Annotated in this window: 24 protein-coding genes and 1 tRNA gene; 20 read left to right on the top strand and 5 right to left on the bottom strand. The window is 38.9% G+C overall.

Features of this window, described 5'->3' with window-relative positions:
- Positions 1-6: 6 nt before the first annotated feature.
- A complete protein-coding gene (locus SP60_RS00830; RefSeq protein ID WP_053950839.1) occupies positions 7-723 on the bottom strand; it encodes a hypothetical protein in 717 nt (238 codons plus the stop codon).
- A gap of 103 nt (positions 724-826) precedes the next feature.
- Positions 827-1,813 (bottom strand): porphobilinogen synthase, encoded by a 987-nt coding sequence (gene hemB / locus SP60_RS00825; protein WP_053950838.1) that lies wholly within the window; start codon positions 1,811-1,813, stop codon positions 827-829.
- A 39-nt stretch (positions 1,814-1,852) separates the two neighbouring features.
- On the opposite strand from hemB, the gene thiC reads away from it, so the two are divergent.
- Both thiC and SP60_RS00810 read left to right on the top strand, forming a co-directional pair.
- On the top strand, positions 1,853-3,721 hold the full coding sequence (gene thiC / locus SP60_RS00820) for a phosphomethylpyrimidine synthase ThiC (protein WP_053950837.1): 1,869 nt from the start codon (positions 1,853-1,855) through the stop codon (positions 3,719-3,721).
- A gap of 293 nt (positions 3,722-4,014) precedes the next feature.
- Positions 4,015-4,440: an ion channel gene (locus tag SP60_RS00810; RefSeq protein WP_053950835.1), complete on the top strand. Its 426-nt coding sequence runs from the start codon at positions 4,015-4,017 to the stop codon at positions 4,438-4,440.
- On the opposite strand, the gene waaA is transcribed toward SP60_RS00810, so the two are convergent.
- Complete coding sequence (gene waaA, locus SP60_RS00805) at positions 4,433-5,683, bottom strand: lipid IV(A) 3-deoxy-D-manno-octulosonic acid transferase (RefSeq protein ID WP_053950834.1); 1,251 nt, start codon at positions 5,681-5,683, stop codon at positions 4,433-4,435. The genes SP60_RS00810 and waaA overlap by 8 nt on opposite strands.
- A 43-nt stretch (positions 5,684-5,726) precedes the next feature.
- Between waaA and cgtA the strand changes: the two genes are divergently transcribed.
- From cgtA to thiL, 8 genes are read left to right on the top strand one after another with little or no spacing between them, the layout of a single operon-like run.
- Entirely contained in the window at positions 5,727-6,740 is a 1,014-nt protein-coding gene (gene cgtA, locus SP60_RS00800; protein ID WP_053950833.1) for an Obg family GTPase CgtA, read from the top strand.
- Positions 6,733-7,503: a glutamate 5-kinase gene (proB, locus tag SP60_RS00795; RefSeq protein ID WP_053950832.1), complete on the top strand. Its 771-nt coding sequence runs from the start codon at positions 6,733-6,735 to the stop codon at positions 7,501-7,503. Before cgtA ends, proB begins: the two co-directional genes overlap by 8 nt.
- Positions 7,497-7,970 carry a 2-amino-4-hydroxy-6-hydroxymethyldihydropteridine diphosphokinase gene (gene folK, locus SP60_RS00790; RefSeq protein ID WP_053950831.1) on the top strand — a complete coding sequence of 158 codons (474 nt, stop codon included), beginning with the start codon at positions 7,497-7,499 and terminating at the stop codon, positions 7,968-7,970. Before proB ends, folK begins: the two co-directional genes overlap by 7 nt.
- The gene (gene panB, locus SP60_RS00785; RefSeq protein WP_053950830.1) at positions 7,967-8,749 is read left to right on the top strand and encodes a 3-methyl-2-oxobutanoate hydroxymethyltransferase; all 783 of its coding nucleotides are present in this window, start codon (positions 7,967-7,969) and stop codon (positions 8,747-8,749) included. The genes folK and panB overlap by 4 nt, the downstream gene beginning before the upstream one ends.
- Complete coding sequence (gene panC / locus SP60_RS00780) at positions 8,749-9,588, top strand: pantoate--beta-alanine ligase (protein ID WP_053950829.1); 840 nt, start codon at positions 8,749-8,751, stop codon at positions 9,586-9,588. The genes panB and panC overlap by 1 nt, the downstream gene beginning before the upstream one ends.
- Positions 9,589-9,590: 2 nt before the next feature.
- Positions 9,591-10,169, top strand: coding sequence for an NfuA family Fe-S biogenesis protein (locus tag SP60_RS00775; RefSeq protein ID WP_053950828.1), 579 nt, complete (start codon positions 9,591-9,593; stop codon positions 10,167-10,169).
- 50 nt (positions 10,170-10,219) lie between these two features.
- Positions 10,220-10,726, top strand: coding sequence for a hypothetical protein (locus tag SP60_RS00770; protein ID WP_053950827.1), 507 nt, complete (start codon positions 10,220-10,222; stop codon positions 10,724-10,726).
- A complete protein-coding gene (gene thiL, locus SP60_RS00765; protein ID WP_053950826.1) occupies positions 10,723-11,652 on the top strand; it encodes a thiamine-phosphate kinase in 930 nt (309 codons plus the stop codon). The genes SP60_RS00770 and thiL overlap by 4 nt, the downstream gene beginning before the upstream one ends.
- 28 nt (positions 11,653-11,680) lie before the next feature.
- Here thiL and dksA read toward each other — a convergent pair whose 3' ends face one another.
- Positions 11,681-12,091, bottom strand: coding sequence for an RNA polymerase-binding protein DksA (gene dksA, locus SP60_RS00760; RefSeq protein ID WP_053950825.1), 411 nt, complete (start codon positions 12,089-12,091; stop codon positions 11,681-11,683).
- Between the two features lie 90 nt (positions 12,092-12,181).
- Here dksA and SP60_RS00755 point away from each other — a divergent pair, with 90 nt between their 5' ends.
- The 10 genes from SP60_RS00755 (at position 12,182) to SP60_RS00710 (ending at position 20,155) form a co-directional block, all read left to right on the top strand.
- Complete coding sequence (locus SP60_RS00755; protein ID WP_053950824.1) at positions 12,182-12,943, top strand: HAD-IA family hydrolase; 762 nt, start codon at positions 12,182-12,184, stop codon at positions 12,941-12,943.
- Positions 12,927-14,420: a threonine ammonia-lyase, biosynthetic gene (ilvA, locus tag SP60_RS00750; RefSeq protein WP_053950823.1), complete on the top strand. Its 1,494-nt coding sequence runs from the start codon at positions 12,927-12,929 to the stop codon at positions 14,418-14,420. The genes SP60_RS00755 and ilvA overlap by 17 nt, the downstream gene beginning before the upstream one ends.
- Entirely contained in the window at positions 14,359-14,841 is a 483-nt protein-coding gene (gene rimI / locus SP60_RS00745) for a ribosomal protein S18-alanine N-acetyltransferase (RefSeq protein WP_053950822.1), read from the top strand. Before ilvA ends, rimI begins: the two co-directional genes overlap by 62 nt.
- Positions 14,842-14,861: 20 nt before the next feature.
- On the top strand, positions 14,862-16,112 hold the full coding sequence (gene icd, locus SP60_RS00740; protein WP_053950821.1) for an NADP-dependent isocitrate dehydrogenase: 1,251 nt from the start codon (positions 14,862-14,864) through the stop codon (positions 16,110-16,112).
- Positions 16,113-16,231: 119 nt separating this feature from the next.
- Positions 16,232-16,747, top strand: a complete 516-nt coding sequence (locus SP60_RS00735; RefSeq protein ID WP_053950820.1) for a hypothetical protein — start codon at positions 16,232-16,234, stop codon at positions 16,745-16,747.
- A gap of 475 nt (positions 16,748-17,222) precedes the next feature.
- Entirely contained in the window at positions 17,223-17,747 is a 525-nt protein-coding gene (locus SP60_RS00730) for a hypothetical protein (protein ID WP_053950819.1), read from the top strand.
- Positions 17,748-17,933: 186 nt separating this feature from the next.
- A complete protein-coding gene (locus SP60_RS00725) occupies positions 17,934-18,464 on the top strand; it encodes a hypothetical protein (protein ID WP_053950818.1) in 531 nt (176 codons plus the stop codon).
- A 138-nt stretch (positions 18,465-18,602) separates the two neighbouring features.
- Positions 18,603-19,193, top strand: coding sequence for a hypothetical protein (locus SP60_RS00720; RefSeq protein WP_053950817.1), 591 nt, complete (start codon positions 18,603-18,605; stop codon positions 19,191-19,193).
- A 70-nt stretch (positions 19,194-19,263) separates the two neighbouring features.
- A tRNA-Asn gene (locus SP60_RS00715) sits at positions 19,264-19,339 on the top strand.
- 609 nt (positions 19,340-19,948) lie between these two features.
- Positions 19,949-20,155, top strand: a complete 207-nt coding sequence (locus SP60_RS00710; protein WP_053950816.1) for a hypothetical protein — start codon at positions 19,949-19,951, stop codon at positions 20,153-20,155.
- A gap of 1 nt (position 20,156) precedes the next feature.
- On the opposite strand, the gene SP60_RS00705 is transcribed toward SP60_RS00710, so the two are convergent.
- A complete protein-coding gene (locus SP60_RS00705; RefSeq protein WP_053950815.1) occupies positions 20,157-21,203 on the bottom strand; it encodes a Fic family protein in 1,047 nt (348 codons plus the stop codon).
- Between the last annotated feature and the right edge of the window lie 40 nt (positions 21,204-21,243).

The following is a 21,243-nucleotide window of genomic DNA, read 5'->3' as shown; positions in this document are numbered from 1 at the left end:
GTTATCTTAATGGGCTTGAAGTTTTTTCAGGCCTTTTTTAATTTTATCTTTTAGGCTTACTTCACATTGGTTGTGGTAGCTTTTTTGCATAGTACCATCTAGAGAAATCACTTTACCAAACACTTGATTTTCAAGCTCAATGGTGTTTTTAATATTGGCACAATAGTTATCAATTTCTTCAGTTGTGTATGAGATCAATGTCGCCACGCCAATAGCTGGCACGATTAATCCAGTCACTGCAATACCACTAGAAGTCTCTTTAAGTTCTTTAATTCTGGCAATGTTTTGCTCAACAGTTGCTTTGTTTTGAGTTTCAAATACTTGCTCAAGATAGCTAAGTTTTTCCGTAGAAATATTGAGCTTTTTCTCAACTGATTGCAAAGAGCCCTTGAGCGTTTTAACCTGATCTCTCGCATCGCCAATTTGTGAAATTTCATCACCCAAAACACTGGTTTTGCTAGTCACTAAAGAAAGCTTTTTTTGAGAAGTTTTAAGGGCTGATTGTGCTTTAATAAGCTGGTTATTAAGCGTTTCAAGTGCCGAGTTTTCAGTCATGTTATTTGTTGATTTGACTGGCTGTAAAGCCTCTAACTTATGATTGTACTCTTGCGTGATTTCTACAACTTCTTGTTCTAAGGTGTTTAGTTTTTCACTATAAAAGAAATAGCCTGCAATCAGTGCAAAAGCTAAAATAATAGTGCTAAAAAGTGATTTGTTTTCCATGATGAGTTCTCATTAATTGGGTGTGTAATTAGACGCACATTATACACTAATTTGAGAACTATATAAGAATATTATTATATTTTAATATTTAAAATAAGCTTAGTTATTTCAACCACTTAGCAGCTTGCTTGGCGTAGTAGGTTAAGATTGCGTCAGCACCCGCACGCTTAAAAGAAAGTAGTGTTTCAAGTGTCACTTTCTTTTCATCAATCCAGCCATTTTGGCTTGCTGCTTTAATTTGTGCGTACTCGCCACTAACGTGATAAGCAAAGGTTGGTATACCAAAGGTTTGCTTAACGCGATAAACAATATCTAGATAGGGCAGGCCTGGTTTAATCATCACCATATCAGCACCTTCATCAATATCTAAGCCAACTTCACGAATAGCCTCGTCAGAATTGGCTGGATCCATCTGGTAAGTTTCTTTACTTGAAGCGCCTAAATTAGCTGCAGAACCTACTGCATCTCTAAAGGGGCCGTAGTAGTGAGATGCATATTTGGCTGAATAAGACAAAATATTGGTATAAATAAAGCCGTCTTCTTCCAGAGCGTCACGAATCGCACCAATGCGCCCATCCATCATATCTGAGGGTGCAACAATATCCACACCCGCTTGAGCGTGAGACAATGCTTGTTTGACGAGTACTGCTACCGTTTCATCGTTTAATACATAGCCTGATTCATCAATGAGACCGTCTTGTCCATGCGTGGTGAATGGATCAAGTGCAACATCAGTAATGACAGCTAATTCGCTAAATTGAGCTTTTAGTGCACGCACAGCTCGTTGGGCCAGACCTTGCGGATTAAAAGCTTCTTTTGCATCCAATGATTTTTTTTCCTCGGGCACGACTGGAAATAAAGCAACAGCTCGAATGCCTAAATCAACTAATTCTTGAGCTTCAATTAATAATTGATCAATACTGAGGCGCTCTATATCAGGCATAGAATCAATGCTTTCACGTTTATTTTCACCTTCAATAACAAAGATCGGAAAGATCAAATCATCCGTTGTGAGGGTATTTTCACGCATTAATTCACGGGTATGTGCGTGTTTTCTCATACGACGTGGTCTATGGGTTAAAATTGTCATCTTAATTCAAATTCTAATAATTTCATCGATTATACAACAATGAAGCAATCAAGCGAAACCTTAACAAGCATGTCAAGCGTCAAAGAGGCGTTTATTCAACCTTTTCCCAATTCTCACAAGATATATGTCGAGGGTTCGCGCGCCGATATTCAGGTGCCAATGCGTGAAATTACACTCACTGAAACTATTGGTGATTTGGCTGAGAAGAACGATCCTATCCATGTTTATGATACCTCAGGTGTGTATACAGATCCAAATGTAGCGATTGACCTGCGTAAAGGCTTGAGCAATATCCGCGACCAGTGGATTGATGAAAGACAAGATACACAAACGCTTGAGGGTATGAGTTCAACTTTTTCAAATGAGCGTCTAGATGATGCTGAATTAGATGCCTTACGTTTTGAGTTTTTAAAAACTCCTAGACGCGCTAAAGACGGTAAAAACGTCACTCAAATGTACTATGCTAGACAAGGTATTATCACCCCTGAAATGGAATATATTGCTATTCGTGAAAATTGTAAATGGCAAGATTACAAAGATCAAATTGGCCAGCAAAAAGGCGAAAGTTTTGGTGCCGATATTCCTGAAATTATTACTGCTGAATTTGTGCGTAGCGAAGTTGCTCGCGGGCGCGCAGTGATTCCTGCTAATATTAATCACCCTGAAACCGAGCCAATGATTATTGGTCGTAATTTCATGGTGAAAATTAACGGCAATATTGGTAATTCGGCGTTAGGCTCTAGTATTGAAGAAGAAGTCGATAAAATGGTTTGGGGTATTCGCTGGGGTGCGGATACCATTATGGATTTATCGACGGGTAAAAACATTCATGAAACCCGTGAATGGATTATTCGAAATTCTCCGGTGCCAATCGGTACTGTGCCTATTTATCAGGCTTTAGAAAAAGTGAATGGTGTGGCTGAAGACCTTACTTGGGAAGTGTTCCGTGACACGCTAATTGAGCAAGCAGAGCAGGGTGTTGATTATTTTACCATTCATGCCGGCGTGCGCTTGCAACACGTACCACTGACGATTGATCGTATTACAGGCATCGTTTCTCGTGGTGGCTCAATTATGGCTAAGTGGTGTTTGGCGCATCATACCGAAAGTTTTATTTATACGCATTTTGAAGACATTTGTAAAATCATGAAACAATATGATATTACTTTTTCACTCGGTGATGGCTTACGTCCTGGTTGTATTGCCGATGCAAACGACGCAGCACAATTTGGCGAACTTGAAACCCTAGGTGAGCTGACTAAAATCGCCTGGAAGCACGACGTACAAACCTTTATTGAAGGTCCCGGTCATGTGCCAATGCAAATGATTAAAGAAAACATGGACAAGCAGTTAGAAGAATGTGGTGAGGCACCGTTCTACACACTAGGTCCATTAACAACAGACATAGCACCCGGTTATGATCACATTACTTCAGCGATTGGCGCAGCCCAAATCGGCTGGTATGGTTGTGCGATGCTTTGTTACGTAACGCCAAAAGAGCATCTTGGTTTACCTAATCAAGATGATGTTAAAGAAGGTATTATTGCTTACAAAATTGCTGCGCACGCAGCAGACTTAGCTAAAGGCCATCCAGGGGCACAGATCCGTGACAATGCTTTAAGTAAAGCACGCTTTGAGTTTAGATGGGAAGATCAGTTTAACTTAGGCCTTGACCCGGATACGGCGCGTAAGTACCATGACGAAACCATGCCTAAGCAAGCTGCAAAAACCTCACATTTTTGTTCTATGTGCGGCCCTAAGTTTTGTTCGATGAAAATTACTCAAGAGATTAAAACCATGGACGCGGCAGAAATTGCTAAGATTAATGCCATTCAAGTAGAAATGGATCAAAAATCAGTTGAGTTTTTAGCCAATGATTCTGAAATTTATATGAAAGAGGAGTCTTAAAACGTATTTACGTTTTTTGCGAAATTTCTATAGCCTTAAAGGCTTTTAGGCAGCATTGCTTGCTAGGATTAAGGTTTTCACAATTGCAATAGTTGTGTTTGGTCTGAAACACCACAAAATCTTTCAAGACACTGCCTTTTCCAGCTTTGATTGCCTCTAAATAGGCATTTTCGCTAATGTTGAAGCAATAGCATAAAGGTTTTTCGTCAGTCTTGGTATTACAACAGCCCATTTCGATTTTTTCCTAAATTTTTTCAGTACAATTGGCACCTCTTATTATAAGGATTTTCCCTATGTGGCTTGCAGCATTAATCAATACCATTATTGTGACACTCAGCGTTTTAATTCATTATGAATTTTTGTATCGGGCTACTAATCTACTCCCCAAGGTTCGAATCAAACATCGATTTAGGATTTTATCCGTTGTTTTTATTGCTTTAATTGCCCACGTAGTGGAAATATGGCTATTTGCGATTGCCTATTTCTTGATGAGCAAAGATAAAGCTTGGGGCGAAATACAAGGTAACTTTGACGGCTCATTTATGGACAGCGTTTACTTTTCGTTTAGCAATTTCACCACACTTGGTTTTGGCGACATTGAGCCTTTTGGCTCTATTCGGTTTTTAGTGGGCATGGAGGCGTTGGTAGGTTTTGTGCTTATTACCTGGACAGCTTCTTTTTTGTATTATGAGATGCAGCGTTACTGGGATGCTAAATAATACTCTCAACAAGTTTAGCGATTTTTTTAACCGCACCTTGTTGAGATTCAAAATAGTGTTTAGCATTAGAGCCTAACGATTTTAACTGTTCAGGATTATTAAGCAATTGAATCAGATTTTCAAATAATTCATCTGAATTTTGTACTTGAATACTGGCTTTATTTTTCAATAAATCAGAAGAAATTTCAGCAAAATTAAAGACATTAGGGCCAAAAATAATTGGCCTAGATAGGGCTGCTGGTTCCAACATATTGTGCCCACCTGTCTCATTCAAACTACCCCCCATAAACACAATATCACTGATTTCAAAATAGCTCAGCATTTCCCCCATTGAGTCACCTAGTAGCACATGATCTTTGCCAACAACGTGAGTATCTGAGCGACGAGATACACTTAAAGAGGCGTTTTTTATGAGCTTTTCCACACTATTAAATCGCTCAGGATGTCTTGGGATGATAACAAGTAATGCATTAAGCTGAGATTGAACTTTTAAAAAACTATTAATAATTTGACTCTCTTCGCCTAAATGTGTACTGGCAAAAGTAATAACTTTTTGATGGCCAACTATTTTCTTTAAGGTTTGCGTTACAGTGCTATTAGGCACTGGGTTTAGATCAAATTTAATATTGCCCGCGTTAATTACTTTTTTGTCATGCGCACCCAGCTGAATGAATCGAGTTGCTGAGTTTTGATTTTGTGTGGCAATTAAAGTTAAGTTGTTGAGCGTTTCACGGATAAGTTTTGGTGCAAATTTTTGATATTTTTTTAACGATCGATCCGATAATCGGGCATTAATTAAAATACTGGGAATGTTGTTTTGCCTTAAAGCATGAATTAAGTTTGGCCATATTTCAGTTTCCATGAGAATACATAAATCTGGATTGATGCGTTTAATATAGCGCTTAACAATAATACTTAAATCAAATGGAAAATAGCAATGCAAAATCTTATCACCATAATGCTGTGTAAGTGCACTAGAGCCTGTTGGAGTGGTACTAGTCACCAATATTTTATGCTTAGGATGTTCACTAATTAAGGTATCAATAAGGGTGATAGAGGCTCTAAACTCACCCACTGAAACACAATGGACCCAGATAGTAGGCGTGGATATTTTTTGGATAAGCCCCAGTCTTTCAGACACTCTTTTTCTGTAGCTTGGAGCCTTGATAGATTTCACAAATAATCGAATAATTAAAATGGGTAATAATAAATATCCAACTAGGCTGTATAGAGTTCGATTCATTTGTCGGTGGTATAATAGCTTTATTGTATTTTAGCGGTTTTTTATGAAGTTTGTTGATTCTGCCAGTATTCGTGTTGAAGCTGGAAAAGGAGGGGCTGGTTGCTTAGGCTTTCGTCGAGAGAAATATATCCCAGATGGCGGTCCAGATGGCGGTGATGGCGGTGATGGCGGGCATATATATTTCCGTGGACAAGAGAGTTTAAATACGCTGAGCGAGTTTCGCTTCAATCGTTTATTTAGAGCAAAAAATGGTCAGCCTGGATCAGGTCAAAATAAGCGTGGAAAATCTGCTGATCATTTAACCGTGGAGATTCCACTCGGCACCAAAGTTTATGATTTAGAAACCGATGAGCTGATTGGCGAGATGATTGAGCATGAGCAAATAATCTTGGTTGCCAAGGGTGGTTTTCATGGTTTGGGTAATACTCGCTTTAAATCTAGTATTAATCGTGCACCTAGAAAAACCACGCCGGGTTCACTCGGTGAGGCGCGTGAAATTGGCCTAGAAATGAATGTGATGGCCGATATTGGCCTGCTTGGTATGCCTAATGCCGGAAAATCGAGCCTGATTCGTCAGATATCTAGCGCACGCCCTAAGGTGGCTGATTATCCATTTACCACGCTACATCCATCACTAGGCGTAGTGTCTTATTATGATGAGCATATTGTCATGGCCGATATCCCTGGATTAATCGAAGATGCGAGTGAAGGCGTTGGCCTGGGTTTTGAATTCTTGAAGCATTTGTCTCGTTCTAAAGCTTTATTGCATGTGGTTGATATTTTGCCAGCAGATGCATCAGACCCAGCTAAAAACTTTTTAACTATTGAGAAAGAATTAAGGAAATACGATCCAGAATTAGCTGACAAGCCGAGAATGCTTGCAGTTAATAAGATGGATTTGTTGCCTGAAGATGAGCGTGATGAAGTAGTTAAAACTTTGTTAAGAGACATTGGTTACAAGGGTGAATTTTATAATATTTCAGCATTAAACGGCCTGGGCTGTAAAGACTTAGTCAAAGGCTTATTCATACTGGTTAAAAATAATACTAATGAGTAAACAAAGGTGGGTGGTCAAAATTGGATCGGCACTCTTAACCAATGATGGACAAGGGCTAGATGTCAACGCCATCAGTTCTTGGGTTGAGCAAATTGTACAATTAAAAAATCAAGATATTGAAGTTATTTTAGTGTCTAGTGGTGCTATTGCAGAAGGTATAAAGCGCTTAGGTTGGTCAAGTCGACCAGAGGCTATTCATCAGCTTCAAGCCGCCGCTGCTGTTGGGCAAATGGGCTTAGTGCAAACCTATGAGTCTTTATTTTCAAAGCACACAATTCATACAGCGCAAGTGCTATTAACTCATGACAATCTAGCTGATACTCAGCAGAGTGATAACATTTCAGCAACCTTAAATGCGCTTCTTGAGCTAAATACAGTACCAATTGTTAATGAGAATGATACGGTTGCCACTGAAGAAATTAAATTTGGTGATAATGATACTTTGGCAGCCCTAGTTGCTAATTTAGTTGGCGCCACTCAGCTGGTTATTTTGACCGACCAAGGCGGTGTTTATAATGCCGATCCAAGGAAAAATCCTAAGGCTGAGTTGATTGAGAAAATTCAGGTTGATGATGAGAAGTTAGAGCGAGTAGCGGGTAGAACGGGTGGCTCATTAGGATCGGGCGGTATGTACACCAAGGTGTTAGCTGCTAGAACGGCCTCTCATTCAAATACTAATACTGTTATTGCCTCAGGTCGACAAGCAGATATTTTGGTTAAATTAGCTGCTAATGAGCATGTTGGGACATTAATCCATTGTTAGCTTATATTGGACTTGGGTCAAACTTAAACAATCCTAAGCAGCAAATCAAAACAGCGGTGATGGCTCTGCATGCAACTAAAGATGTTGAGGTGGTTAATCTATCGAGTTTGTATCAATCACCACCGGTGGACGATTCAAAACAGCCTGACTATATTAATGCGATTGCACAAGTTAATACCCATTTAACCCCTTTAGAATTACTCTATGCTTGTCAAGCGATTGAAACCCAACAGCATCGAGTGCGTGAGAAAAAGTGGGGTGCTAGAACCATTGATTTAGATATTATTACCTATGGGGTTCAAGTGGTAGCCTCTAAACAATTAGTCATTCCACATCCTGAGATGATGAATAGAGCTTTTGTACTGATACCTCTGGCTGAGCTTGAGCCAGATTTGAAAGTGCCAGTTTTAGGCCCTATTGAAGATATTATTCAAGAATTAGGCGCGTATCAATTAACCAAATTATGAATCTCGCTGACTTACAATCTTTCAAGAAAAAAGGTGAAAAAATCACCTGCTTAACGGCGTATGACGCCTCATTTGCCAAGCTATTTGATGCGTGTGGCGTTGATGTTATTTTGGTGGGTGATTCTTTGGGTAATGTCATTCAAGGGGGTGAAAACACCTTGGGCGTTTCTATGGAAGATATGCTTTACCATACGCAAGCGGTTGTAAAGGGTATCAAAGAGGCTTTGCTGATTGCTGATATGCCTTATCAAAGCTATACTCACGCTGAGAAAACCTTAGAAAATGCCCAGCGCTTGATGAGTGTTGGTGCACAAATGGTCAAATTTGAAGGTGGCGCTGAACACGAGGCGTCTTTTAAAATTTTGCAAGCTAACAATATTCCAGTCTGTGGCCATCTTGGCTTGCAGCCACAATCGGTTATTGAAATGGGCGGCTATAAAGTACAAGGTAGAGATGACAGTAGCGCTCAGAGAATTTTAGCAGATGCTAAATTTCTTGAATCTTGGGGGGTTGAAACGCTGGTTTTAGAGTGTGTACCTGCTGAGTTGGCCAAGAAAGTTAGCCAGTCAATTAATATTCCAACAATTGGTATTGGTGCAGGTGTTGATTGTGATGGACAGGTGTTGGTGAGTTACGATATGTTGGGTATTAATACCGGCTATTTACCTAAATTTGTCAAAAATTTCTTGTCCGAACACAGCTCAATTGAATCCGCTGTAAAAGGTTATATTTACTCAGTAAAAAGCCAAACCTTTCCGAATGATGAGTACAGCTATTGATGCAAGTTTGTTTAGATAATCAGCAAATGACTGATGTAGTTTCAACCTGGAAAATCCAAGGTCAAGTAATTGCCTTTGTGCCAACGATGGGTGGGCTACATGCCGGACACTTGTCTTTGGTTCATCAAGCTAAAGCCAATGCTGATAAAGTCGTGGTAAGTATTTTTGTTAACCCGACACAATTTGGTGAAAATGAAGATTTTGATAACTATCCAAATACATTAGAGCAAGATTTGTATGAGCTTGAAGCTTGTCAAGTTGATGCTGTTTTTACCCCTAATAAAGAACATATTTATCCAGATGGCTTTACAAGTCACCTAAAGGCTGGAAGCCTGTCTCAGGGCTTGTGCAGTAATGCCCGCCCTGGACATTTTGATGGCGTGGTGCAAGTGGTACATCGTTTGTTTGAGATTATTGCGCCTGATATCGCTATTTTTGGTCAGAAAGATTACCAGCAGTTATTGGTTATTAAGCAAATGGTAGCAGCATTATCCTTGCCAATTCAAATCCTATCTGGCGCCATTGTTCGTGAACAAAGTGGGCTGGCTATGAGTACTAGAAATCAGTATTTATCAATAGAGCAAAAACAGCAGGCACTTAAGTTGTATCAAGTTTTAACAGAACTTAAGCAAGAGACTTTAAACGGTCGAAACCTGGCAACGGCTATACAGGATGCGAAAACAATATTGAGCCAAGATTTTAAAATAGAATATTTATCCGCACTTGACGCTAATACCCTTAAATCTATTACTGACAATACCTCCAAAATTGCGATATTATGTGCGGTATTTTTAGGATCAACTCGCTTGATCGATAATATTATTTTTAACCAAGGATAGCCATGTTTACCATTACTGATGAAGCGCAAGATTATGTTGCAGACTTATTTGCACAACAAGACGATCAAGAATTAGGTCTTAAAGTTGATGTAACGCGCGCAGGAACGCCTGCAGCAACTGTTTCATTTAATTTTTGTCATCCAAAAGATTTAACACCTGGCTATGAAAAATTTGAATACAAAGGTTTTTTAGCTTATATTGACAAGGCTAATTTCCCTTATTTAAAAGAATCTGAAGTGGCTTTAAAAGACGAGGGCACAGGTAAAAAACTCACGATTACAGCACCAAATGCTAAAGGCGAAGAGCCGAAAGAGGATGCGCCATTAGAAGAGAGAATTAAATACGTATTGGCTGCTGAAATCAGCCCAGGACTTGCTTCACACGGTGGCTTTGTAGATCTGGTTGAAATTACGGAGAACAAAGATGTGATTCTTAATTTTGGTGGTGGTTGCCAAGGCTGTTCATCGGTTAAAGCAACTTTAGAACAAGGTGTTGAGACACAGCTTAGAAATCGTTTTCCAGAGATTAAATCAGTACGTGATGTTACTGATCATACCCAGACAGATAACGCTTATATGTAAAAAATACGCAAGACTCAAGTCTTGAGTTTAGATAGTGTAAACTACGCACCATGATTATAAAAATAGATGCGACCGAGCAAGAACGTAAGGCCGCTAAAGCAGCACATGAGTTATTCACAGTTAATACTATTTTGGTCCATGTTATTGGTACGTTAGGACTGATAAAGCTATTAAATACCAGTATGAATATTGCCATTGGACTTACTATTGTCATTTCTATGGGTATTATTTTCTACACCTATCTACGCACTAAAAAGACTAAAAAAGACGGCGCCTACTTGGTTTATTTGCATTGGCAGATGTCGCTTAACCGCTATAAGATTTTAATCACCGCTTACGTGTTCTACATACTGATCAGCGCGCTCGGACTAGTGATTGGTGATGGCGGTGTTAGTAGTATGGATGGGACAAGTATTACCGGTTCAATTTTGACGTTACTCGGCACTGTACCCTTATTTTTTGCTGTACTTGTTTCAGCCGTTTTGGGCTCTGGCTCAATGTTTAATGCAGGTCGTGGGGAAGTGGAGCAAAAATTTGCTCAAAAATATCCACAATGAATGAATTTGATTTAATTGAAAAATATTTCAATTGGAAGAATTTAAACTCAAACGATCTAGGAATTGGCGATGATTGTGCGCTAGTTTCAATTGATGCTCACCAGCAAATAGCAACCAGCGTAGACACGCTAATTGAAGGCGTGCATTTTCCCAAAGGCACTTCTGCCAGCGATATTGCTCATAAAGCATTAGCGGTTAACTTAAGTGATTTGGCTGCCATGGGTGCAACCCCTAAATATTTTACCTTGGCATTAACCTTGCCTGAATTTGACGAAAGCTGGCTGCTAGATTTTTCTAGCACACTTAGAGTTTTGGCTAATCAATATCAGATTACTTTGGTAGGTGGTGATACTACTAAAGGGGCTCTGAGTATTACCCTTAATGTCACCGGTACGATTAGCCAAGGTAGGGCGCTACTGAGATCTGCAGCGCAAGCAGGCGATCATATTTTTGTGTCTAATAGCATTGGCGATGCAGCACTCGCTTGGCGCCAAATTCAGCAAAAACTAACGCCGAGTGATCAGCTGTTACAGCATTTTAATACACCCAACCCTCAAGTAGAACTTGGATGTGCATTGGTCGGGGTTGCAAATGCTTGTATTGATATATCAGATGGCTTGGAGCAAGATCTTGGCCATATTCTTAAGCGCTCGAACGTTGGTGCACGCATTGATTTATCTCAGATACCGCTCAACAAAGAAGTGCAATCTTACATTCAAAAAACCCAAGACTGGTGTGTAGCACTTGCAGGTGGTGATGATTACGAACTATGCTTTAGTGTTGCACCAGAAAATCTTGAAAAACTAAAAGCGATTGAGAAAAATTTAAAGATTAAACTCAGTGAAATTGGGGTAATTACCCAAAATAAAGGTATTGAAAGAGTGGGTGATTTTGATAAAAAGTGCCAGTCCTATCAGCACTTTTAAAACCTAACATCGAAAAAAAAGCCGTAAATTAAACTTCTTTCTTTTCAGCAATAGTTTTACAATCAATACATTCATCAGCCGTAGGACGAGCCTCTAGACGTACAAGTGCAATTTCAGCACCACAAGTTTTGCAATAGCCATAATCACCCATTTCAATAATATGCAAAGTTTTATCAATCTTGCCAATTAGCTTACGCTCACGATCTCGAGTTCTTAGCTCTAATGCAAACTCTTCTTCTAATGTTGCGCGATCATTAATATCGGCTACTTGTGTTGAGTCTTCTTGAATATGGCTAATAGTTGATTCAGCATCACTCACCAGCTGATCTCTCCAAGTGTTAAGCTTGCTTTTAAAGTGTTCAAGCTGAGCAATGCTCATAAACTCTTCTCCCTTCTTAGGAGTGTAATGTGGAATATCTTGATAGTCTGTCTGTGACATGATGTAAGATTCATTTAAAAAAAATATGTTTATACCTAAAGTGACTTAAAATAGCAATTTATTTTTCACATATTTCATTATAAAACTATTATGGCATTAGAAGCATTAATTTTTGACGTTGACGGAACCCTTGCTAACACTGAAAAAGACGGGCATTTGGTTGCTTTTAATCTGGCCTTTAAAGAATTGGGCTTAGATTGGGAGTGGTCTAATGAACTTTATCATGAATTACTGAATGTCACAGGCGGACAATTGCGTATTAAATATTATGTGAATAAGTATTTGCCTAATTTTGACACACAAGATTTAGACGCCTTTGCTTTAAAACTGCACCAACTTAAAACCAAAAAATATGTCAGTATTATGGATGAAGGCGCTATGCCTTTACGTCCAGGCGTTGAGCGTTTGTTTAAGGAGGCTCGAGAAGCGGGCTTGCGTCTTGCTATTGCCACCACTACCACGCCCGCTAATGTTGACGCATTGATTGGCAACACGCTAGGTAAAGAAGCGCTGGACTGGTTTGAAGTGATCGGTGCGGGCGATGTTGTGTCTAATTTAAAGCCAGCGGGCGATATCTATCATTATGTTTTAGAGCAAATGAATCTTGATGCGTCACAATGTTTGGCTTTTGAAGATTCTTATAATGGTATAGTTTCTACCACTGAGGCTAATATTAAAACCCTGATTACGGTGAATGAATATACTGACACCCATGATTTTACCGGCGCTATTGTTACGCTTAGTAATTTGGGTGAGCCAGATCAGCCGTTTAAATTGATCAATGGCAATCCGACACAAGCCAGTTTTGTGAATGTGGCTTATTTACAGGAGTTGCATGCACAGCATTGTTAAACTGGCCGACACCACACGCGTTTATGATGTGGCAACAGTCACACCACTTTCTCATGCGCATCAGCTTTCTGAGCGTCTAGAGAACGACATCTATTTAAAACGTGAGGATGAACTCAGCATTCATGCGTTTAAGCTCAGAGGTGCCTATCAAAAAATATCTTCATTAACGGCTGAACAAGCCGCTAAAGGGGTGGTAGCGTCTAGTGCTGGTAATCATGCGCAAGGCGTGGCTTTATCTGCGAAAAAGTTGGGCATTGATTCAGTGATTGTAATGCCACTATCAACCCCTAAGATCAAGGTGAATGCGGTTGAGCAGTTGGGGGGCAAGGTAGTCTTGCATGGGGATGTTTATGATGATGCCTATCAGTATGCCAAACAGCTTGAAAAACAACAAGATTTGGTCTTTATTCATCCTTATGATGACATCGAAGTCATGGCAGGCCAAGCGACCATCGCTAAAGAATTATTGGATCAACTATCGACGATAGACATGGTGTTTATTCCGGTAGGTGGTGGCGGTTTGATCGCTGGCATGGCAACTTACCTTAAGCACTATGCGCCACAAATTCGCGTGATTGGGGTTGAGCCGCAAGACTCTCCAACCTTGTATGAAGCCTTAAAACAAAATAAGCGCGTTATTTTGCCAGAAGTCGGTCGTTTTGCTGATGGTGTGGCAGTTAGACAAATTGGCGAAAAAACCTTTGAGATTGCCAAACAAGTGGTTGATGAAGTTATTTTGGTGAGTAATGATGAAATCTGTGCGGCTATTAAAGATATCTATGAAGATGTTCGTTCCATCTCAGAGCCTGCTGGCGCCTTAGCAACAGCCGGTATTAAAAAATATGTTAAGCAGCATAATGTACAGGGTAAAAATTTGGTGGCTGTGGTCTCAGGCGCTAATGTTAACTTTGATCGTTTGCGTTATATTTCAGAGCGTGCTGATATTGGTGAACATAATGAAGCTATTATTGCTGTTACCATTGATGAAAAACCTGGCAGTTTTTTGAAATTTTGCCAAATGCTGGAAGATCATTCAATCACTGAGTTTAATTATCGTTATGGTTCAGACTCTCAAGCACGTATTTTTGTAGGTGTTTCGCTTAGCGAAGGCCTTAGTGAAAAACAAGCGTTGTTAGATCGGTTATCTGGCTCATTTGATGTGCTAGATATGAGTGATAATTCCATTGCTAAAACGCATATTCGCTATATGGTTGGCGGACGTAGTAATTGTGAGCATGAAGTGTTGTACCGATTTGAATTTCCAGAGCGCCCAGGTGCTTTGTTAAACTTTCTAAAGAAGGTCGGCAGTCATTGGAATATTACTTTGTTCCATTACCGTAATCATGGTGCTGATTTTGGCCGGGTTTTGATTGGCTTGCAGGCCCAAGACGTTACTCAACTAGAGCAGAGTTTTAATGAGTTGGGGTATTTTTACCAAAACGAAACTGACAACAAGGCTTATCAATACTTCCTTTAAAGAGGCAACTCGTCAAGATATAGATGAAATATTGACGATTGAACAAAGTGTCTTTGCAACACCTTGGAGTCGACAAAAACTACTAGATTCGTTTTCAAATCCAAATGCGCATGTGCAATTGATTATGCACAATGAGCAAATTTCTGGCTATCTGATTACTCTAAATTCAATCGATTTTTTAGATATTTTAACGCTTGCTATCGCCCCTCAGTTGCAACGACAAGGACTGGGAAAAAGACTATTGGATGATTTGTTGCAGCGTTTAGAGCTGCATAATGCACAAGCTATCTTGCTAGAAGTACGAATTTCTAATGTATCGGCTATTAACTTTTATCAGCAATACGGCTTCGAGTTGATCGATACACGCGAAAAATACTACTCGAACCTTGAGGATGCTAAAATACTACGTTTACTTATCTAACCAAACACCCGGGAATACTCATGAGCTATCAACACATTCAAGTGCCAGAAAAGGGCGAAAAAATTACTTTTGACAATGGTACTATTCAGGTGCCAAATCATCCCATTATTACTTATGTTGAAGGCGACGGTATTGGCTCTGACGTTTCTCCGGTGATGAAAAAAGTCATTGATAAGGTTATTGAAAAAACCTACAACGGTGAAAAGTCCATTCAATGGATGGATATTTATGCGGGTGAAAAGGCCAATGAGATCTATGGTGAATACTTACCTCAAGAAACGCTTGATGCTATTCAAGAATTTGGCGTTTCTATTAAAGGCCCACTAACAACCCCTGTTGGCGGTGGCATGCGCTCTTTAAACGTGGCTATTCGTCAAGAGCTTGATTTGTTTATTTGTCAGCGTCCTGTGCAATACTTTACTGGTACACCGACACCCGTTAAAGCGCCTGAGAAAGTTGATATGGTTATTTTCAGAGAAAATTCAGAAGATATTTACGCCGGTATTGAGTATCAAGCGGGCACAGAAGAAGTTAAAAAAGTCATTGATTTTTTACAAAATGAAATGGGTACAACCAAAATTCGTTTTCCAGAAACTTCAGGCATTGGTATTAAGCCAGTTTCCAAAGAAGGTACTGAGCGCTTAGTTCGTGCAGCCATTCAGTATGCAGTTGATAACGACAAGGATTCTGTCACTCTAGTGCATAAAGGTAACATCATGAAATTCACCGAAGGTGGTTTTAGAGATTGGGGCTACCAGTTAGCACAAGAAGAATTTGGCGCTAAAATAATTGGCGATGGTCCGTGGTGTGAGTTTGCTAATCCAAAAACAGGCACAACAATTACAATTAAAGACGTCATTGCCGATGCTTTTTTACAGCAAATTTTATTGCGCCCAGATGAGTACTCAGTGATTGCTACGTTAAATCTAAATGGCGACTATGTATCTGATGCTTTAGCAGCTCAGGTAGGCGGTATTGGTATTGCGCCAGGTGCTAATTTATCAGATACAACAGCTGTCTTTGAGGCGACTCACGGTACAGCGCCAAAGTATGCAGGCCTTAATAAAGTTAACCCAGGTTCTATTATTCTCTCAGCAGAAATGATGCTAAGACATCTAGGCTGGGTAGAAGCTGCTGACCAAGTTTTGGAGGCCATGTCAACCGTTATTCAAAACAAAACGGTTACTTATGATCTTGAGCGACTTATGGAAGGTGCTACTTTGTTATCAACCTCAGAGTTTGGCGATGCACTGATTGACTCTATATCATAGTATTAGCCTCTACTAATAATGTTGCAAAGTAAATAGAGTGGCGTATTATGGCCTTCAAGTAGACATTAATTTATTTGCTTTGTAATCAATCTATAAAAATAACTCTTAGAGGAGAAACAATGAAAAACGTAACAAAAGTAGTAGCAGTCGCTACAATTATGGCAGCTGCTTCAGCTTCCGCTTTTTTTGGCAACAATAACAACAATGGTTGGGGCAACAGTAACGGCATGTCTAATTGGGGTCCTTTCGACGGTGGCTCTAACTTCGGCCCTATGAACTCAGGTTCTAACATGGGTCCATTTACTGGCGGCCAGAACATGGGTCCTTTCAACGGTGGTTCAAACATGGGTCCTTTCAATGGCGCTCAAAACATGGGTCCATTCGCCAACAACAACAATATGAATAACGATTCTGATTGGGGTTTCCATTACAACAATAAAAACACAACTAAGAATGTTTCTAATGCAACCGCAGACGGCCAGTACGCCGGTGCAGCTTCTGCAACTGCTAAGGCACAAGCTGATGCTTACGCTAAAGGTGCAGCGGACGGTTTTGCTAAAGGTCAAGCTGATGCGTATTCTAAAGGTTATGCAGATGCTAAGGCAGCAGCAGCTGCTGACAGTAGAAATCAGTAATACTTAATTAGTGTTTTGATTTTAAAGCCAGCTTTCGAGCTGGTTTTTTTATGTCAAAAATTCAGCTTTTATTAATAACCTATATATAAGTATGTAACAAACCGATCAAAACATTGGTATTTGATCCAAACGCATAATTTGCCAAATTTTATGATAATGCGTATTTTTTTTGATTTTTATTCATTATTTTAATAAAAAAGCTTATTTTTTAGCTGTAAAACCAGAATTTTTGACTAAATTTAGAGGTATTTGGATGAATTTTTACTCAATTTTCATTTTTTTCAATATTTTTAATACCCTTAAAACCTTTATATATCAACCTTTTTAAGATTTTTTGATAATTTATATTAGAATATCATTGACTTCTAATATAAGTGTTGTATAATACTCACCATACAGAGCAACTGGCTCAGTACTTAAAACACACCCAATAATGAGTGTGTCAAAAATTTAAAAAATAATCTAGGAGATTAACATGAAAAAAATTATCGCAATTACTACTTTAGTAGCAGCTACTTCAGCTTCAGCTTTTTTTGGTAACAACAACAACAACGGTTGGACTAACGGTAACGGCATGTCAAACTGGGGTCCTTTCGACGGTGGTTCTAACTTCGGTCCTATGAACTCAGGTTCTAACATGGGTCCATTTACTGGCGGCCAGAACATGGGTCCTTTCAACGGTGGTTCAAACATGGGTCCTTTCAATGGCGCTCAAAACTTCGGTCCTTTTGCTAACAGCAATGACATGAACAACGATTCTGATTGGGGTTTCCATTACAACAACAAGAATAAGACTGCTAACAAATCTAACGCTACTACAGACGGTAAGTTTGCTGGTGTTGCTGACGCTAACGCTAAAGGTGTTGCTGATGCATACGCTAAAGGTCAAGCTGACGCTTTTGCTAAGGCTCAAGCTGATGCATACGCTAAAGGTGTTGCAGATGCTAAGTCACAAATCGCAGCTGACTCTCGTGAGACTGTAGTTCCAGCAGCTAAGTAATTAGCCACTGACTACGACAACTGACTTGTTCGGTTGTCGCGTATTAAAAGCCACCCTTAGGGGTGGCTTTTTTTGGTCTTTAAAAAGCTTGTTACAGTTATATTATTTTTGATATAATTCATTGAATATTAGAGATTTTTTCTACTATTATTTAGTTTTTCGCACTTTAATCAAATGGAGATAGAAATGAAAACATTAGTAAAAACAGTGGCAATTGCAACGCTAGTATCTGCAACAGCAGCTTCAGCTTTTTTTGGTAACAATAACAACAACGGTTGGACTAACGGCAATGGCGTGAGCAACTTCGGTCCTTTCGACGGTGGTTCAAACATGGGTCCTTTTAATGGCGCTAACAACTGGGGTCCATTTACTGGCGGCCAGAACATGGGTCCGTTTAATGGCGGTTCAAACATGGGTCCGTTTAGTGGTGCTCAAAACTTCGGTCCTTTTGCTAACAGCAATAACATGGATAACGATTCTGATTGGGGTTTCCATTACAACAACAAGAACAAGACTGCCAACAAGTCTAACGCTACTACAGACGGCCAGTATGCCGGTGCTGCTTCTGCTAATGCTAAAGGTGTTGCTGATGCTTACGCTAAAGGTGCAGCGGACGGTTTTGCTAAAGGTATTGCTGATGCATACGCAAAAGGCTATGCTGATGCAAAAACAAATGCAGCAATTGATTCACGTAATCAAGCGCCAGCAGCTCAGTAATTTCCTTGCTTAGTAGTTGATCAAGAAGGGTGTTTTTACACCCTTTTTTTCGTCTTGTGAAAATATATTATAATTTTATAATATAAATAGTGTATAATATGTTTATTAAAAATTTATAGAGATAAGAGGGGTATCGATATGAACACTATGATAAAAACACTATTTAGCCTAATTGTATTAACGTCATCAGTCGTTAGCGCAGCACCATGGATGCCGTGGGACAATAACGCTTCTAACAACAACATGATGGACTCTTGGAACCCGTTTGGCAATTCTAGCTCAAGCTGGAATCCAATGGATTCAGGTTCTAATTTCGGCCTATTTGATAGCGGCTCAAACTTTTCTCCTTTTGAATCTGGTTCAAATTTTAATCCATTTGATGGCGGATCAAACATGGGTCCATTTAATGCTAATCAAAACTGGGGTCCTTTGAGTAATATGAACGACATGGTTAACGATTCAGATTGGGGTTTTTATTATGAAAATAAAAATAAAACCTCAAACAAAGGCTATGCTCGCGCGGATAGCAAGTACGCTGCTGAATTAGAAGCACGCGGTATTGGCTATGCAGATGGCTACACAAAAGGTAATGCAGATGCTTATTACAAAGGCCAATTAGATGGTTACGGCACAGCACGTGGCAATGGTCGTTTTGAGGGTTATGGTCAAAAGGGTCATTTAGGCTTTTTGCCCGCCACAGGCAACAGTTTCCCCGCACCTAGTTATTAAAAAATAAATACAAAAATAACTGCTTTTTAGATTGACTCAATTTAAAAAGCCGTTATAATTTCAATTTCATTCCTCGATAGCTCAGTTGGTAGAGCAATGGACTGTTAATCCATTTGTCGCTGGTTCGAGCCCAGCTCGAGGAGCCATACAACTAAAGGGTTTGCATTGCAAACCCTTTTTCATTTTTGTCAAAAGTGACAACAAAGTGACAACAATTTTTCAAAATATTTTTATTTTCTTCTTAATTTGAGTCTTTTTTTTATTAAAAATTCAGCAAATTAAGGGGTTTTAGTTTTGAGATTTTTTTGTTGTTTTTCTTAGACAAATTCTCCATACATTTTTATCAATAATTCCTTTGAAATTTAATGCTAATTATGCATGGATTTTAAGGCTTAAAAATTCGTTAAAAACCCCCTAATTTAAGTGAGAAATCATTCCATTTTTAAGCTGCTTTTTGTCTGGCAAGATGGATGATAATAATGTGTGTTGTTAAGTATTTTTTAAGGTTGAATTTTTGAGTTTTATAAAGTTCAATCTATGTCAAAGATTATTAAAATCACCAAACCAATACTTGAGACAAAAAAAGTTAAAGAGGTTAAAAAATTGATAACTATAATCCATTGGATTACAATACACACATGCAAGCCATCGTATAATTATCTGAATTTATAAAAAGAGCTGATAAGTTATTAAATGCTACAGAAAAAGATGAGCTTATTAATCATTTAGCAAAGCATGCTAAATCAGGTGATTTAATGACGGGTACAGGCGGTATTCGTAAATTAAGATGGTCTGCGCAAGGAAAAGGTAAAAGTGGCGGTGTAAGGGTAATTTACTATTATTACAATAAATCTATTCCACTATTTTTATTAACTGTATTTGGTAAAGGGGAAAAGGCTAACTTTATCACCCCAAAACCTCTTGAAACACACTTCCATTTTGATGGCTTGCTTAAAGGGTGACTTATTCTTTAGAATACCAAACGCCTTTAGTTTTACCGTGACGAGTTAAAAGGTTGGTATTAACAAGATTATTAAGTCTATTTTTAATAGTTGGCCTTTTGATTGTCGTAATTATATTTTGCGCTTGTGCAATAGTAATTCGACCATTAATATCGATATATTGCATAATTAATGCACTTTCATGATCTAGATCGCCATACTTGTTTAGATTATCAGTTTTGTTTTGTAGATGGTCCTTTTGGCGCTTAAGCGACGATAAAAAGAAGTTAAGCCATGGAGTCCAATCCACTTTATCATTTTTTAATGTCTTTTGAGTTCTTTGTAGTGCAAGATAATAGGCCTCTTTATTTTTTTCAATAATACTTTCTATTGAAGAGTAAGGGCTATAGTTATATCCAGATTTAAGCATAATCAAGGTTGATAGTAGGCGTGACAATCTGCCATTACCATCTTGAAATGGATGAATGGCCAGAAACACAACTGTAAATACTGCAGCAATAATAAGCGGATGAAAACTTTTATCTTCTAGTGTTTGTGATGTCCATTTGATAAGGGTTTGCATTTCAAAAGGTGTGTCAAATGCAGAAGCTGTTTTAAATACAACGCCTAGACTTTTGCCACTGCTATCAAAAGCTTCAACAGAGTTTGAGTGCTTCTTATATTCCCCTCTATGGCGCTCATCTTTGGTTGAGTGTCTCAGTAGTTGAATATGAAGCTGTTTAATGTAATTCTCAGTAATTGGAATGTCTAAGTAATTTTGATAGATGGTCTCTATGGTTTCACTATATCCAGCAACTTCCTGCTCATCTCGTGTATTAAAAGATTGCTGTTTTATATTGCTTAATAAAGATTCGATTTCTTGATCGCTTAATTTTGATCCTTCAATACGAGTAGATGACCCGATACTCTCAATAGTAGCCACATAACGTAGTGCGTTTAATTGTTCTGGATTGTTTTCACCAATCTGTATCCAGCTGCCTTTAAACTCATCAATTTCAGTGATTAGTTTTAGTAATTCTGGTGTAATATTTAATGCTGTTAAATTCATGGGACCTATTGAGTGACTATCTAATAATATCCAATTATAT

The organism is Candidatus Thioglobus autotrophicus, from assembly GCF_001293165.1.
Classification (GTDB): domain Bacteria; phylum Pseudomonadota; class Gammaproteobacteria; order PS1; family Pseudothioglobaceae; genus Thioglobus_A; species Thioglobus_A autotrophicus.
The sequence above is the reverse complement of the archived record's forward strand: the minus strand, read 5'-3'. Positions and strand labels throughout refer to the sequence as shown.